Raw genomic sequence first — 17,033 nt, 5'->3', positions numbered from 1 at the left:
GGCACGGTGACGGAAGATGATTTCCCGAATGGCGATACGTCAGCGGATATTGTTACGTCAGGGACTTTGCAACCCGGCGATGTAGATACTAACGACAAGCATACGTGGTCTATCGATACCAATACCGGTGACTACGGGACGATTGTTATTACCTCTGATCCTGTGACGGGAGAAGCGGTATGGACCTATACACTCAACAATAATAACCCAGCAGTGCAAGCTCTTCGCCCTGGCGATACCGCATTAGAGGAAACCTTTACGGTTACGGTTGTCGATGACTCCAAAGGAGGCAACCCTAGTGCCGATAGAGTGGATACTCAACAGATTACCGTTCGCATTGAGGGAGCAAACGACGCGCCGATACTTAGTGGTGATGTCACGGGGAGCGTGGTGGAGCCAGGCCACAAGGATGAAACTTTTGATATTACTGCGACAGGCGCCCTAGCGGTTTCCGATAAAGATACGACCGACTCGCATACGTTTACCATTGACAACAACGATAGCAACACGACAAATACCAGTACCTTCTATGGTGAGTACGGCACATTATCTGTGGATAGCAATGGCGTATGGACGTATACCTTAGATAACCTCTCGGAGCATACTAAAGCGATCCCACCTGGCACGACCGAGCTTGACGTATTTAACGTTATTGTTACTGACGAACTGGGTGAAACCAGTTCAATTCCGGTGACTATTTCAGTGGCGGGCACCAACACAGACCCATTGATCATCTCTGCTGGTTCATACCAAGTCGTTGAAGATGGCGCAGCCTTGCAAGGTCAGTTTGTTAAAGGGACACCAACCCCAGAGGAGTTAGCACAGGGCGATATTGGTTCCGGTGACCCCGATAGTGGTGACGGTGCGGTTTGGCAAGTAGTGTCTAATGGTCAATACGGAACATTTAGCATTGACCAGGTTTCTGGTGAATGGACGTACACCTTATTTACACCAGCAGACGTCGCTGCTGATCCGAGTAAACGCGATGCCTACAATACCGTCAATGCATTGGCAGAAGGCGATACGCTCACCAATGGTGATTCTGTCGAGTTGCGAGTGACAGATGAGTTCGGTCGCACTACGACTGAAGTATTGAACATTGATATTGTTGGCGCCAATGATGCCCCAGTGATTAGCGGTCTTAATAACACGTTTGCTGAAGGGAATCTGGATAACAATATTTACTCCACGTCGGGTCAACTACAAGATGGCGATGTCGATACCAATGATACGCATGTCTGGAGTTTAGATTCCGGTACACCGAACATGGGTCAATACGGCACCTTCTTGCTGCAAAGTGATGGGTCTTGGACCTATTTGGTGAACCCAGATAAGTTCGAAGAAATTCAAAAGCTCAATCCAACAGACTCCACGGTTGCTGACCGTACCTTAGTCGACACATTTGATGTTCAAGTGACCGATATGGGAGGCACAGGTGAAACTGTGACTCAAACCGTGACCGTCACCATTACGGCTGAAAACGATGTTCCAGTCATCTCTGGTGATGTGACAGGCTCGTATGTTGAAGACAGTGGTTTAGCGGTCACTGGGCAATTGATCGCAACAGATATTGATAATAATGACTCGGCTGAGTTCCTCGTACCAGATGGTGCAACTGAGCGATTGTATACCGGATTGTATGGCAGCTTAACGATCAATGCTGCAGGTGAATGGACTTATACTCCGGTAGAGTCGAGTTTGCAGACGTTAGCTGAAGGTGAAGAAAAAACCGAACGATTTGTTGTGCTTGCCCGCGATACCAATGGCGCAACGGTTACTGAAGAGATCAATATTCACATCACAGGTAATAATGATCGTCCAATCGTCGAAGGAGATAACTCTGGGACGGTGGTTGAAGATGGTACGGCGGATGTATTTGGTACGGATCTCACTCGTGTTGAAGGGCAGCTTTTTGCAACCGATGTTGACAATAATAGTCCTGGTCGTAACTGGAGTATTGTCGGTGGACCTAACGGAGATGGGGAAGGCTTATACGGCACCCTGACATTAGACAATACCGGCCAATGGATTTACACCCTCGATAACGATAGTCCTGCTGTTCAGGGTTTAGATTTTGGTGAGAACCCAACCGAAACCTTTAAGGTAGTGGTGAGTGATAACATCACTGATGTAGAAACGAATACTCCTGGTATTTCGCAAGAATTTACGATTGTCATCAATGTTGTCGGTCAAGACGAAACCGACGGTGGAGGTGGTGGAGGCGGTGGTGCCATTGAAGTCACCGCTGATGTGACCGAAGACGTGATGCTAACCGATACCGGGACAGTCGGTGCCGATATTAATGAAAATAGCATTACGCCAATCTCTGGCGGAGTCTTTGGAGAGTTGGTTGTCGATCCTAATGACAGTACGAAGTGGCTTTATGAGCTGGACAATGATTCAGATTTAGTTCAAATGCTGGAAGAGGGCGACGTCGTAACCGAAAAATGGCGCTTTACCGCAGATGATGGCAACACTTATGTCGTCAATGTGACGATTCATGGTACCGCAGATAACCCCGAAATTTACCTGGGTGATACTGAAGTGGTTGATAACGACGTTATTGGCGAAGTAACGGAAGATGCTATCCCATCCACAACTGGACGTTTAAGTGCCGAAGATCCTGATTCAGATGAACAGTTTAATTGGACCATTGACGGAGGGACTTCTTCAACCAGTAGCTTAGGTGAAATTACAATAGATCCTGATACTGGCGAGTGGACTTACGAGCTTTCTCCTTCGACGGAGTTGGCGCCGGGCGAGGTGGTTTATGACACCTTTACTGTTAAGGTCACCGATAAGGATGATGCGGCGTTTGGTGGAACTGAAGACTCTTCCACCACCAGCGATACACATGAAGTTCGAATCAAGATTGTCGGCACCGCTGAAAACGCTCATAACCCTAGTGATCAAGATGTGGCATTAATTGTACAGACGGTTTCTACCGTGGAAGACAATAATGACCCTAGTGCTGATGCCAATAATACCGAACCTGCAGTTGTAGTGAGTTCAGGTTCGCTTTCTTTAGACAATGTTACTGAACAAGATGGAACGCCAGTCGACAACTTAAACCTTGGTGACACAATCGCCTGGACCTTGATTGATGGTTCGAGCCCTTATGGTTCGATGACTGTCACAGAGTCTGGTGATTGGACGTTTACGCTCGACAACGACAGCCCTGCTGTACAAAAGCTTGCTGATGGCGATGTGGTTACCGAAACGTTCGAGGTTTACGCCATTGATCAATATGGTAAAACCATCGTTGATGACAACGGTTTCCCTCAAACATTGGAAATTGTCGTTGATATTACGGGACTTAATGATGCGCCAACCGCGACGTCGTATGTTGACACGCTAACGGCGGATACCAACTCAAGTCAGCCTCAGCAGCTTAGCGGTAATTTGAGTAGTACTGCTAATGATATTGATATCACAGCGACGTATTAGAATGGTCTAACTTAACCACGATCGATGCCAACCCAGCGTACGGTACTTTGACGGTGAATTCCGATGGTAGTTGGGACTTTGAACTCAATACGACCTATGGCGTCAATGGAGATGAACCTCATCCTGACATTGTGGCACTCAACCAGGGTGAAACCAAAACGCTGCAGTGGCAAGTGAATGTCACCGATAACAACAGTGCCCCCGTTACTCAACCAATATCGATCAATATTGTTGGTACCAACGAGGTGCCAGTGATTGAAACTCTGGAATTGGCTGATGACAATGAGATTGTAGAAGCGCTTCCAGATGATGTTGATCAAACGCCAACCATCACCCGAGATATTGTTCTTACCGATAGAGATGCCCCAGGCGATCTTGGGGACAACGTTACCCTTCAAGCCTCAACGTTAAACGGTACGTATGGACTCTTTAATGTTGACCCGGCAACGAATCAGTGGAGTTACACCCTGTACGATGACGCGCATATTAATGCGTTAGCGGAAGGGACGGAAGTAACGGAAACATTTGTTATAAGAGCAAAAGATGAATCCGGTGCCGAAGTGATGACAACGGTAGAAGTGAAAGTCATCGGTAGCAATGACAAACCAGTATTGGAAGGTAAGGTCGTCGGCACGGTGGTAGATACCCCAAGTGATAGCGCAGAAGGGCAACTTATTGTCGCTGACCCAGATATTGGCGATTCCTCAGTGTTTAGTTTCACTGAAGCTAACCCGAATATGGGCACCTTCGCGATTGATTCAGACGGTAACTGGACCTATACCATCAACAGTGACGATCCTGATATCAATCACTTGCCAAAAGGCGAGACGATGCAAACCTCAATTTTTGTCACCGCAACGGACATGAATGGCTCTGGTTTGTCGAGTGAACAAAAAGAGATTGTGATCACCATTGTTGGTACCAATGACGCGCCTGAAATTCAGGATATTGGTGTCCAAGATGTGACTGAAAATACCCTAACGTCTCTATCAGGAACCTTTGATAGTGGTGACCCAGATAATAATGCAGATGGGACTGGCGGTAGTCTCGTGGATGGCACTGATGCGGATACTCAGACTTGGCAAGTGGTTTCTGGTGATGCTCGAGGTGAATTAACCGTTAATCCTTCAACGGGCGCTTGGACGTTTAATTTAGTTGACCCCTTTGAGGAGTTATCTGAAGGAGAAACGCTGGCTACGCCACTGCAATACACAGTAAAAGTCACGGATGAGTTTGGTTTATCGTCAGAGCGCGTGATTGAATTCCAAGTAATCGGTACCAACGATGCGCCAACGATTGTGGCTGGCGACACGACTGCGACAGGTACCGTGTACGAAGACCCTACTGGCGGGCAGGTGGATACGGCTAACGGTGTCGTGGCTATTGATGATGTCGATCAAAGTGATACGCATCGTTACAGTCTGAGTAGCACAGGGGTGGTGACGGAAATTGAAGGCACCTACGGTACGTTAACATTGGTCGCAGGCGATACACCTGACAGCGTCAAATGGGTTTACGAACTGGATCAAGCGAAAGCCAATGCATTGAATGAAGGCCCTCAAACAGAGCAATTTGAGGTGTATATTGAAAGCTTAGTGGGTGGTGTCGGTCAAGGGGATACCATTAGTCAGACCATTGATGTCACGGTGGAAGGCAATAATGACGCCGCGGTTGTGACGACGGGCAGTGTCGATCTTATTGAAACTGACGCAGCTCTTACCGCGACAGGAACATTGACCTCTACCGATGTTGATAACCCGGACAATACGTTTACACCTCAATCGAATGTGAGTGGCTCTTATGGGACGTTCTCAATTAACGCAAATGGTGTTTGGAACTTCACTGCGAACAGTGCGTTTGATGAACTGAGTGAAGGGCAAGAGATCCAAGAAGTGTTCAATGTCACCAGTGTGGATGGTACGCCATCAACCGTGACAGTGAAAATTACCAGTACCAATGATGCCGCAACCGTGAGCTCTGCGGATGTTGAGCGAGACGAAACGGATGCGCCACTGACTATTACCGATACCCTGACATCGGACGATGTTGATAATCCAAACAATACGTTTACGCCGCAAACTGGCGTTGTCGGCACCCACGGTGCATTCTCCATTGATGCTGGCGGTACATGGACATTTATTGCCAACCAATCCTTTGATTATCTTAATGAGAACCAAAGTGTGAGTGAATCATTCGCCGTGACATCGGTGGATGGCACGGTGTCGTCAGTGAGTGTGAAAATCAACGGGACGAACGATGCCGCGGATATTAGCGCTGCAACGAAAAATTTGGATGAAACGGATAGCACGCTAACGGCCAATGGCACCCTTACCGCAACGGATGCCGATAATGATGATGATAAGTTCATTGCTCAAACCGATTTTGTGGGATCAATTGGTACGTTCAGTATTGACGAAAACGGCGTATGGGATTTCACGGCGAACAGTGATTTTAATAGCCTCAATGTTGGTCAAACAGCTGAAGAGTCTTTCACCGTTACGTCTTTAGATGGCACAACATCACAGGTGAATATCGTTATTAACGGAACGAACGATATTGCGACAGTCAGTTCTGCCGATGTGATATTGCAAGAAACCGATGCACCGCTGTCTACTAGGTGGCACCTTGACCGCGACGGATGTTGATAACGATGACAATAAATTCATCGAACAAACGAATGTTGCAGGGAACCATGGTACGTTCTCCATTGATGAGAATGGCAACTGGAATTACACCGCTGATGAGTCATTCGACAGTTTAAACGTGGGTGATTTCGTGGATGATCAATTTAATGTTCAGTCTATTGATGGCACGGTATCAACGGTGAAAGTGACCATCCAAGGTACCAATGATGCACCGACCATTGATGGAGACTTCACCGCAGGCGTACAAGAAGGTGTAACAGACACGACCAGTGGTAATATCACGGTTTCAGATGTAGATACCGCAACACCAATTTCCAGAAGCCTACGAGGTGGTTCGTTAGTTGGAGACACGTATACCAAAGTCGGCACGTACGGAACCTTGACCTTTAATGTCATGACGGGAGTATGGGCGTATGTTCTGCTTGCGGGCAGCAGTAATGCCTTAGAAGCCAATCAAACGGCCGATGATACGTTCTATATTGATGCCAGCGATGGTGGGCTTAATGGTGATTCAGAACAACCGATTACGATTACGGTAACGGGTAATCAGGGATTAAGAGGGGATAGTGCAACCAACGACATTCTTGTCGGTACTGCTGATGATGAATGGCTATTTGGTAACGACATACCGCTTTCTGGCGGTGTCAGCACTGACAATGACTCTCAAGATACCTTTAAGTGGGAAACGGCAGCACTGGCGGGCACCGATACGGTGAAAGACTTTGATGTTCGCGATTTCACGAGCAATGATCCAACGGTGACCCATGATGTCGTTGACTTAACGTCGGTTGACTTTAAAGCCGACGAGTTACTGACCGATCAGCTGAGTATCCAAGAGCAATCTGGCGATACAGTGATTGAAATTAGCGATAGTGGCGTTCTGCTTCAATCTATTGTGTTAGAAGGTGTGACACTCACTTCTTTGCTAGGTGTGACTCAACTTGACTTAGACGATATGACGCCTGCCGACGTCATTATTGCTCTGCACCAATCCGAGCAACTTACCTTGCCTGATCAAATAGTGGTGGGTGATAGTTCATCTGAAACCCTGCTAGGCAGCGCGGAGAGTGACATCATTTTTGGAGGCGGTGGTAATGATATCTTAACCGGGGGGGATGGGCATGATTTGTTCTTATTCACGGAAAACTCAGCAGGAACAACCTTGAATCCCGCAACCTCGACGGTAACTGATTTCAGTGTCGGTGATGACCTTCTGGATATTTCGGATTTATTGCCAGAACATAATAATCTTGGTGAATTGCTTGGCAATATATCAGTGACGGTTAATGATGATGTGAACGACGCGAACGATGCGACCAGTACGGTTATCAGCGTGACAAAAGGAAACGAGCAAACGGATATCACCTTAGATGGTGTAGGTTGGAGTGAGTTGGGAATATCGGATGCAAATGTCATCAATGACCCTGCTGGGCATCAGGTTGACCTCATTAGTCAGCTTGATAGCTTGAACATCATTAAGGTCGATTTGTAGACGAGAGTGGTGTAATAAAAAAGGCGGTACATCATGTGATGTACCGCCTTTTTTTGTTTGAACAGACTTAATTAAGGGCGTGTCGCCTTACTGCTGAGTAAGGGGTTCGGCTTGTTTTGTCTAATGGCAAGAATAACTTGCGGCAGTAACGATGTGGCGATCATACCCGACATGAGTAAATACTGTGGTAGGGTGAAAGATTCCCCAAGTAAGATAAGGCCACATACGATACCGAGCGATTGGGTTCGCAATACCGCCGAAGGTAAAATCGACGACGGTCATTCGCTGCAATAGCCAAACATACATGCCGTAGCCTAATGCGGTATTAAGGCCGATCACCCACAGTAAGCCCATCAGGTTTTTGCTATTAAAGTGATGATATACATCCAAATAGAGCGATGGTGCAACCGTCATATGAATACTGGCGGCGATAGACAGCATGATACCGCCTAAAATTAACTGCCACGTAAGCACTGTCCACCAGTGCATTCGGTTACCTAGAGACTTAGTAATACTGCTACCGACGACGATACACATAATGGCGGCAAGCATCGCTCCTAGCCCAATAGGATTAAGACTCATAGAGCCAGGTGAAAACAAAAAGTACGCTAGAATAACCAGTACCAACCCGCTAATTGCTTGAATCCAGCTAGGCTTACGCTTACCGATTAGCCAGTGATATAACATGGCAAACACAGGAACAGAGACCATTCCAACACCAGAAATCGCGGATGGGAGTGTTTGTGCCATGACAAAAATGAGACCAAAGAACGTGGCGATGTTGATTAAGCCAAGGCTAAACAGAATTTGCCAATCACCCTTTTTCGGCAAAGTGGGTTTAACGGCGAGTAATAGTAAACCAGCAGGTAACGCTCGCAATGCACCAAGTAGAATGGGTGGCCAATCGGGCAGGGAGAACTTGGTGACGGCGTATGTCGTTCCCCAGAAAAAAGCAGGTATCATTGCGAGTAATATATTCATAGTTACTTATCTTTACGTTAAGATATTTGCCCTAAATGTACTAGCAAAAGTTTACAATGTAAAGTATCTTAACGTTAAAGTAATTTTAACGTCCGTCGTGGTTCTAGACGAGCGTTAACATAATGGAGTAAGAACAACAATGGATGCAGTGGATCGCGTAGTCACGCAATGGGCAAAAGAGAAGCCTGAGCTTGAAACTGAGCCAATGGCCATGATGGGGCGAATGATGCGCCTTGCTAAATATATGGAAACCCAAGTTGCTGAAGTCCATAAAAAATATGACTTAAAGATGGGGGAGTTTGATGTTCTTGCAACGCTCAGACGCAGCGGTAGCCCTTATCAATTGACCCCATCAGAGCTGATTGATTCTATGATGCTAACTTCTGGTGCTATGACGAATCGTATGGACAAGTTAGAGTCTAAGGGATACATCTCACGAACGCATAGCAAAGAAGACCGACGCAGCGTAAGAGTCAAGCTGACGGATGAAGGACTTGTGCTGATCGATAAGATGATGGAAGAGCACGTGGATGTGCAACAGAAACTGGTCCAGTCTTTGTCCAAGCCTCAAAAGAAAAATCTTAATCAGTTGTTGAAACAGTGGCTAGGGCAGTTTGAATAGAAAGCTATGCTTTTGGATTGTTGAGAGTGTCGGAAAAATCGCCATCCCTGCGAAGGCAGGGATCGACTTTTGGTTAGTGACCATCACGACAAGTAAACATTAAGCGGCCTGTCGTCGCAGCAATGACGCGTTGTGAAACATTGCGTTTCAATAGACTTATTCATCACTGAATAAGTTGGCGTGGTCAATACCCATTAATGCGCAACTTTCATCAAGGTCGGAGAGATCACCGCTTACGCCAATCGCGCCCAAAACGGTTTTTTCGGCATCCCTAATTAATAGTCCACCAGGAACTGGCACCATATTGCCATGCGCCAGTACGTTAATGGCTGAAATAAAGGCGGGTCTTGCGTCGGCATCTTGTGCCAATTTTCGAGAAGAGCAACCAAGCGCGAGTGCTCCCCATGCTTTGGCAATGGCGATATCAGGGCGCATCATGCTGGACCCATCCTGTCGTTGTAGCGTAATGAGTTTTCCGCCACTGTCGAGTACCGCAACAGTGAGCGGTGCACTGTGACTTTCCTCCCCAGCGCCAAAGGTGCCATCTGTAATGGTCAGTGCTTGCTTGAGCGTTAAACTTCCCATGTTAATCTCCTAGTTTTATCGCGTTTATCGTGGTGCTACTAACTATTGAAAGATGGCATCAAGAAAGCGGCATGTTGTAGAAGCGGTATCACATGCCTGCTTTTGACTGGCCTTAATGTCGATATTATCTTGCGATGTCTATGACCTTGCCGACCATTAAATACGGACGACTCCTACAGTAGTTGATAGCTTGGAAGGGTCAGGAAGCTCGCGAATGTCTTTGCTGTTGATAGCTCATAAAAAAGGTCAGCTGTTTCAACAAAGCGGCCAGCAGCATAGCGCGTCTCGCCAACTTCCTGTTTGATAGTGTTGAGTTCTTCATAGAGCCAGCGATGGAATAGTGTTTTGGTGAATACTTGTCCGTCATCTAGCTCTATAGCGTGATGGATCCATTGCCAAAGGTTAGCCCTTGAAATTTCAGCGGTTGCGGCATCTTCCATCAGCCCGTAGATAGGGACGCAACCATGCCCTTGGATCCATGCCTCAATGTAATACACCGCAATTCGAATGTTTTTTCTAACGCCAGCCTCATCTCGGGTTCCGGGACAAGGGGCAAGCAGCTGCTCGGCATCAATCGTATGCGTTGGACTCGGGAAATTAAGTTGGTTCACTTGCCCTTTCAGGTGCTCGTTAAATGTCGACATCGCTAAATCAACTAGGGCTGGATGCGCGACCCAAGTACCATCATGACCATTGAGCGCTTCCCGCTGTTTATCATCAATCACTTTGCGAGTGACGTTTGCCATCTCTAATGGATCTTTTGATGGGATAAAGGCGGACATACCGCCCATGGCGAGCGCACCTCTGGTGTGGCAAGTTCGCACTAATAGTTGGCTATAGGCTTTAAGAAAGGATTGATCCATTCCAATGCCATGTCGGTCGGGTAGAATTCTGTCTGCATGGTTTTTAAGTGTTTTGATATAGCTAAAGATGTAGTCCCAACGTCCACAGTTCATCGCAACAATATGTTGGCGCATGACATAGAGTATTTCATCCATTTGGAATACCGCTGGTAAGGTTTCAATAAGTACTGTGGCGCGAATGGTCCCTGTAGGTACATTAAAATAACGCTCTGTGAAGCAACATATGTCCTCCCACCACTGAGCTTCTTCCATGGTCTCTAGCTTAGGAAGATAGTAATACACACCTTGGCCTTTTGCTGCGCGTGCTTGATAGTTATGGAAGAAATACAGGGCAAAATCCATTAAGCAGCCTGGGATCGCTTGGTGCTTAAATTGAATCGATTTCTCAGGTAAATGCAAACCTCGAGGGCGAGCAATGAGCAAAGCTGGGTCGGCGTCCAATGTGTAGTTTTTTGCTTTACTTTGATCGTAATAATTGATTGTTCCTAAATTGGCGTCACGCAGATTGATTTGGCCCTCAACCATATTTTCCCATGTGGGTGACGACGCATCTTCAAAGCAGCACATAAAGACTTTGGCGCCTGAGTTAAGGGCATTGATCACCATTTTTCGCTCAACGGGTCCGGTAATTTCAACGCGACGATCAAGCAAATCCTGAGGTGGCGGAGCGATCTGCCAAGTTTTATCATCACGAATGGCCTTGGTGTCAGTTCGAAAATCAGGCGTAGCCCCTTGATCATATTGCGCTTGTATAGCGTCTCGCTGCTGAAGTAGCGCATCACGTCGTTGGCCAAATTTATCGACTAACGAGGATAAGAAGCACAACGCTTCATCCGACAAAATATCTTTATATCCTTGTGGTTGGGTCGTACCAACGATTTGGATACTGTGCATTGTTATTTCTTCCTTCGCGTCATTCATTGTCATTGCTCGTCTCCTTTAAACAATGTCTTTTGATTTTGTATACAAAAGTACATTAATTAATCTACTTATATTTTAATTTTTGTGAACAATCAAAGGGTATTTAACAATTATTTTTCATTAAAAAATCAGTAAAAATATTTTTATGTAAAGATATTTAATGTGAAGCTAGTACTGGTGTGGGGTATGGAGTTAGTGGTTACTTAGTGCGCAAGCTCTATGTTGCAAAAATGTACAATTTTAGCTTGCGATATCTCCAATATGATTCATAGTACACAAAACGAAGTTGAATTGTATACAATCCGAATTGGAGAGCAACATGGCGAAGATGAAAGCAATTGAAGCGGCGGTAGAAGTATTAAGACGAGAAGGGGTAAACATCGCCTTTGGTGTTCCGGGTGCAGCAATAAACCCTATGTATGCAGCAATGAACAAACTTGGTGGTATTGATCATATCTTGGCGCGACACGTAGAGGGAGCGTCTCATATGGCTGAGGGTTATACGCGAACTGAACAAGGTAATATTGGTGTTTGTATTGGTACATCTGGCCCCGCAGGTACCGATATGATCACCGGGCTCTATTCCGCGTCTGCAGATTCCATTCCTATTTTGTGTATTACTGGGCAAGCCCCGCGAGCGCGTCTACACAAAGAAGATTTTCAGGCGGTTGATATTGAGTCGATAGCGAAACCTGTCACCAAGTGGTGTACAACGGTTCTCGAACCAGCGCAGGTTCCCCGTGCTTTCCAGCAAGCTTTTCATTTAATGCGGTCAGGGAGACCGGGTCCGGTATTAATTGACTTACCATTGGATGTTCAGTTGGCTGAAATCGAATTTGATATTGATACTTACGAGCCTTTGACACCTTATAAACCCGTCGCGACCCGTCCGCAGATTGAAAAAGCCATGGAGATGATGTGTGCATCATCCAATCCTCTGATTGTGTCAGGCGGTGGTGTTATCAATGCGGGCGCTTCTGAGTTGCTGCAACAGTTTGCTGAAATTACCGGAGTACCTGTTATTCCAACGCTAATGGGATGGGGGTCTATTCCGGATGATCATGAGTTAATGGCAGGCATGGTGGGCTTGCAAACCGCCCACCGTTACGGCAACGAAACCATGCTGGCTTCGGATTTTGTCTTTGGTGTCGGTAACCGATTTGCTAACCGTCACACTGGATCAGTTGATGTCTATACCGAAGGCCGAAAGTTTGTTCATGTTGATATAGAGCCAACCCAAATCGGCCGAGTGTTTTGTCCGGATCTAGGTATTGTCTCCGATGCTAAAGCTGCACTTGAGCTGATGGTGGAAGTGGCACGCGAATGGCGCGACGCCGGAAGATTGCCAGATCGAAATCAATGGGTAAGTGAGTGCCAGCAGCGCAAAGCAACCCTATTACGTAAAACGCATTATACCGAAGTTCCCATCAAACCCATGCGAGTTTATGAAGAGATGAATAAGGTGTTTGGTCGTGACACCTGCTACGTCAGTACCATCGGTTTGTCGCAGATTGCTGCGACTCAGTTTCTGCATGTGTATAAACCGCGTCATTGGATTAATTGTGGGCAAGCGGGTCCTCTAGGCTGGACTGCACCAGCGGCTCTGGGTGTCAAAGCGGCGGATCCGAATCGAGATGTTGTGGCTATTTCGGGCGACTATGACTTTCAGTTCATGATGGAGGAGTTAGCGGTAGGAGCGCAGTTCAACTTGCCTTACATCCATGTGTTGGTGAACAACTCGTATTTAGGGCTAATTCGTCAAGCACAGCGACAATTCGATATTGATTACTGTGTCCAGCTGGCTTTTGAGAACCAGAATGCGCCAGAGCTGAATGGCTATGGTGTGGATCATGTCACTGTGGTTCAAGGGCTTGGCTGTAAGGCGATACGAGTCACTGACCCAGAACAAATGCAAGACGCATTTTTGCAAGCGAAAGAACTGATGAAAACGCATAAGGTTCCGGTGGTGGTTGAGGTGATATTAGAGCGTGTTACCAATATTGCGATGGGCGTAGAAATTAACGCCATTAATGAGTTTGAAGCGCTATCTGAATCCATTGAAGATGCACCAACAGCATTGCCACGCCACCAATAATATGGTGGCAATTAATTAACAATCTTTGAGGACAAGAGAATGCCAAAATTTGCTGCCAACTTATCAATGCTGTTTACCGAATTGGATTTTATGGCGCGTTTTTCTGCCGCATCTGACGCTGGATTTCACGGGGTTGAATACTTATTCCCTTACGCAGAGTCTGCCAACGATATTAAGCATCAGCTTGATAAGAACCACTTAGAGCAAGTGCTATTTAATCTGCTTAGCAGGTCACTGGGATGCGGGTGATAGAGGAGTCGCGGTTGACCCGAGTCGAATCGCTGAGTTTCGAGAAGGCGTGCCAACTGCAATAGAGTACGCCAAAGTATTGGGTTGTAAACAAGTGAATTGTTTAGCCGAGTATTGTGCCTGATGGCGTGACGACAGAGCAGGCGCAAGCCACGTTTGTGAGCAATTTACGCTTTGCTGCACACGCGTTAGAAAAGGAAGGTATCTCCTTGGTTATAGAAGCGATTAATACTCGTGACATTCCCGGTTTTTTCTTAACTACGACAGCGCAAGCTAACGCCATTATAGAAGAAGTCGGTAGTGATAACCTTAATTTGCAATATGACATTTATCATATGCAGATTATGGAAGGGGATTTAGCGCCGACAATTCAGAAGAATCTAGGGCAGATTGCTCATATTCAGCTTGCAGATAACCCAGGCCGACACGAGCCGGGTACAGGTGAAATCAACTACACCTACTTACTCAATTATCTTGATGACATTGGTTATCAAGGCTGGGTTGGTTGTGAATATAAACCTCAAACCACTACCCAAGCAGGCTTAAATTGGCTGAATGAATATCGCTAGGTTGGAATTAGAGAATACGACGACGTTAAGGAGAACATAGTATGAAAGTTGCATTTATTGGAACAGGAATCATGGGTAAACCCATGGCCGAAAATCTGCAAAAAGCAGGGTACAAATTGATTTTTTCTGATCACTTCAATGCGCCGCCTGCAGAGCTTGTTGCCGCAGGTGCACAAGTTTGTCACTCCCCAAAAGAAGCGACGCTATTGGCCGATGTGGTCATCATTATGGTGCCCAATACGCCGCAAGTGGAAGCCGTACTGTTTGATGATGATGGCGTGGAGCAGGGTCTGGCACAAAGTCGTGATAAAAAACTGGTTATTGATATGAGCTCCATCTCGCCAATGGCGACCAAATCCATAGCTAAGCGCGTTAAAGAAAGTGGCGCGCAATATTTGGATGCGCCCGTGTCTGGCGGAGAAGTGGGCGCAATCAATGGTACGTTAAGCATTATGGTTGGCGGCGAACAAGCCGCATTTGATGCCGCACGCCCGCTGTTTGAAGTGATGGGAAAAAATATTACCTTGGTTGGGGATAATGGGGCAGGCCAAACATGCAAAGTCGCCAACCAAATTATTGTCGCACTTAACATTGAAGCGGTCTCTGAAGCGTTGGTGTTTGCATCTAAAGCTGGCGCGGATCCAGCGCGAGTGCGCCAAGCTCTACTTGGTGGTTTTGCTAGCTCCAAAATTTTAGAGGTGCATGGTGAGCGAATGGTGGAAGGCACCTTTAATCCAGGTTTCAAAATTGCGCTACACCAAAAAGACCTTAACCTTGCTCTAACAGGAGCAGAAGAGCTGCAGGTGGCATTGCCAAACACTCAGACCGCGTTAACATTGTTTGATGAATGCGCTGCCATGGGGGGAGAGGAATGGGATCACTCCGCGCTGATTAAGGCGATAGAGCAACGCTCTGACCATGATATTCGTCGTTAAGAGTAACGACACATCCGTTCCGCACGCGCCCTTATCTCTTAGTAGAGTTTGAGTATAAGGGTTTCAATCGCGTAGTTTCGTCTCCTTTTATACGCGTTCCCGTTACTGCTTAATCAATAGTGACATGCCTTTAATGCAAAGGCATTTACGTCAACAGGCATTGATTTGAGTGGTGACGGGATTTTTTCGTTCACCCATCTAGGTGTCTATTTTCTTACTTGAATCGGTGTTGGTGATAATTTGATGGCAAATGCTACGGCGCGTTGATGTAGAGGATACGGTTTATATCTCTTGGATTTCTGCGACTAAATCATTACCATGAAACATGAATAATCGGTATGCAGGAAAAGCAATGTCACGGATAAGACGAAAGAATCAAGATTTGATCATCGAAGTTGCCAGTGAGCAGTTTGCCACACATGGCTATGCTGCAACCACGATGGCAGATATTGCCAAAGCTGCCGACATTCCTAAGCCCAATGTTTTCTATTATTTTAGCTCTAAAGACAAATTGTATTGTGCGGTATTAGAAACCGTCACCCAGCCCTTGTTGGAAGCTTCTCGTCCTATTGAAGAGTTAGATAATCCTGTTGAAGCATTAAGCCAATACATTCGAACTAAGTTAACCATTTCACGCGATCATTCACACGCTTCACGCGTCTTTGCCAGTGAGGTGATGTCTGGTGCAAAAGTGTTACCAGAAGGTATTCGAGATCAGCTTTTCAAACAATCACAGATGATCATCAATAAATTCTCCGCTTGGACCGAGCAAGGTCTAATGGAGCGCGTCCCTCCTCATCACCTAATGTTCACCATATGGGCTGCCACGCAAACGTACGCGGACTTTAGCTGGCAAATCGGCAGTGTTATGGATAAGCCGACGCTCAGTGATGAAGACTATGAACAAGCTGCCTCATTTTTAACGCAATTGGTGATTCAAGGGTGTGGCGTGAAAACGCTAATCGCGAGTGATGTAGAAGGATAGTAAAGATGAATGACCTGAATACGGTCATTTTTATCTCATTCAATAGATAGCCTAGTCTGGGATAGCAACTGGCTGATCGCAAATCGCCACCACCTCTTAATCGAAACGTAGAAAATGGAAGTAAAAGTGCAGCGAAAAAGGTGTAGAGGCATGTTTGCAACTCGGTTGGCTTGCGTGTTTGTTTTCGGTGTGAGATTCCAAGAAAAAATAAACTAGACGACGTGGCTAGTTATAATTGGGATACGAGCGAAAATTATCATTACAGAGGGATTTTGACGAGATACGTACTAATTGATTCTGCCTACTTTTTGCCAAGATTATTAGGTCTAATGTAATGCTTATATTCAAACGCATTGAACGATTATTCTCATAATAACAGTGCTCTACCATGCCGATAAGTAGGTAATTCCCATCTTGTTCTACGATGGCTTTTCTGCTTCACGTTGAGTTTATCAAGTCCCTGTTTATTAGCAGAAGCGTATGTGTTAATCATTTGGATATCACTGGTTCGGTTCTTGTGATTATAGGAACCTCAAAGTGTTTTATCATCAATGCCGACAACTTCACCGTTTGTAAGAGTATGTACTCGACATCCAGTTAATAAAGCATTCATGAAACGGTTAAGGTTCGATTCTAGAAACGAT

At 46.1% G+C, this 17,033-nt stretch carries 9 protein-coding genes and 2 pseudogenes; 8 read left to right on the top strand and 3 right to left on the bottom strand.

Going from position 1 to position 17,033, the window contains the following annotated elements:
- The first annotated feature begins 6 nt into the window (after positions 1-6).
- The 3 genes from AC0L66_RS19420 to AC0L66_RS19410 are packed head-to-tail and all read left to right on the top strand — an operon-like array spanning position 7 to position 7,584.
- Positions 7-3,447 (top strand): VCBS domain-containing protein, encoded by a 3,441-nt coding sequence (locus AC0L66_RS19420; protein WP_473570460.1) that lies wholly within the window; start codon positions 7-9, stop codon positions 3,445-3,447.
- A gap of 53 nt (positions 3,448-3,500) precedes the next feature.
- A complete protein-coding gene (locus tag AC0L66_RS19415; protein ID WP_473570459.1) occupies positions 3,501-6,092 on the top strand; it encodes a VCBS domain-containing protein in 2,592 nt (863 codons plus the stop codon).
- Complete coding sequence (locus AC0L66_RS19410) at positions 6,073-7,584, top strand: VCBS domain-containing protein (protein ID WP_473570458.1); 1,512 nt, start codon at positions 6,073-6,075, stop codon at positions 7,582-7,584. The genes AC0L66_RS19415 and AC0L66_RS19410 overlap by 20 nt, the downstream gene beginning before the upstream one ends.
- Before the next feature lie 71 nt (positions 7,585-7,655).
- On the opposite strand, the pseudogene AC0L66_RS19405 reads toward AC0L66_RS19410, so the two are convergent.
- Positions 7,656-8,565: pseudogene (locus AC0L66_RS19405) on the bottom strand (DMT family transporter).
- 139 nt (positions 8,566-8,704) lie between these two features.
- Between AC0L66_RS19405 and AC0L66_RS19400 the strand changes: the two are divergent.
- On the top strand, positions 8,705-9,187 hold the full coding sequence (locus AC0L66_RS19400; RefSeq protein WP_473570456.1) for a MarR family winged helix-turn-helix transcriptional regulator: 483 nt from the start codon (positions 8,705-8,707) through the stop codon (positions 9,185-9,187).
- Between the two features lie 156 nt (positions 9,188-9,343).
- Here the strand turns inward: AC0L66_RS19400 and AC0L66_RS19395 are convergent, their stop codons facing one another.
- Positions 9,344-9,772: a GlcG/HbpS family heme-binding protein gene (locus AC0L66_RS19395; RefSeq protein WP_473570454.1), complete on the bottom strand. Its 429-nt coding sequence runs from the start codon at positions 9,770-9,772 to the stop codon at positions 9,344-9,346.
- Between the two features lie 173 nt (positions 9,773-9,945).
- Positions 9,946-11,562 (bottom strand): malate synthase A, encoded by a 1,617-nt coding sequence (aceB, locus tag AC0L66_RS19390; RefSeq protein ID WP_473570452.1) that lies wholly within the window; start codon positions 11,560-11,562, stop codon positions 9,946-9,948.
- A 313-nt stretch (positions 11,563-11,875) separates the two neighbouring features.
- Between aceB and gcl the strand changes: the two genes are divergently transcribed.
- From gcl to AC0L66_RS19370, 4 genes and pseudogenes are all read left to right on the top strand, one after another.
- Entirely contained in the window at positions 11,876-13,651 is a 1,776-nt protein-coding gene (gcl, locus tag AC0L66_RS19385; protein ID WP_473570450.1) for a glyoxylate carboligase, read from the top strand.
- A gap of 39 nt (positions 13,652-13,690) precedes the next feature.
- Positions 13,691-14,469 (top strand): annotated as a pseudogene (hyi, locus tag AC0L66_RS19380) (hydroxypyruvate isomerase).
- Positions 14,470-14,510: 41 nt separating this feature from the next.
- A complete protein-coding gene (locus tag AC0L66_RS19375; RefSeq protein WP_428794607.1) occupies positions 14,511-15,404 on the top strand; it encodes a 2-hydroxy-3-oxopropionate reductase in 894 nt (297 codons plus the stop codon).
- A gap of 352 nt (positions 15,405-15,756) precedes the next feature.
- Positions 15,757-16,389, top strand: coding sequence for a TetR/AcrR family transcriptional regulator (locus AC0L66_RS19370; protein WP_265676500.1), 633 nt, complete (start codon positions 15,757-15,759; stop codon positions 16,387-16,389).
- The last annotated feature ends 644 nt before the right edge of the window (positions 16,390-17,033 follow it).

This window comes from Vibrio sp. GJ43-1 (assembly GCF_055808835.1).
This window is presented reverse-complemented; position numbering and strand designations above follow the sequence as displayed.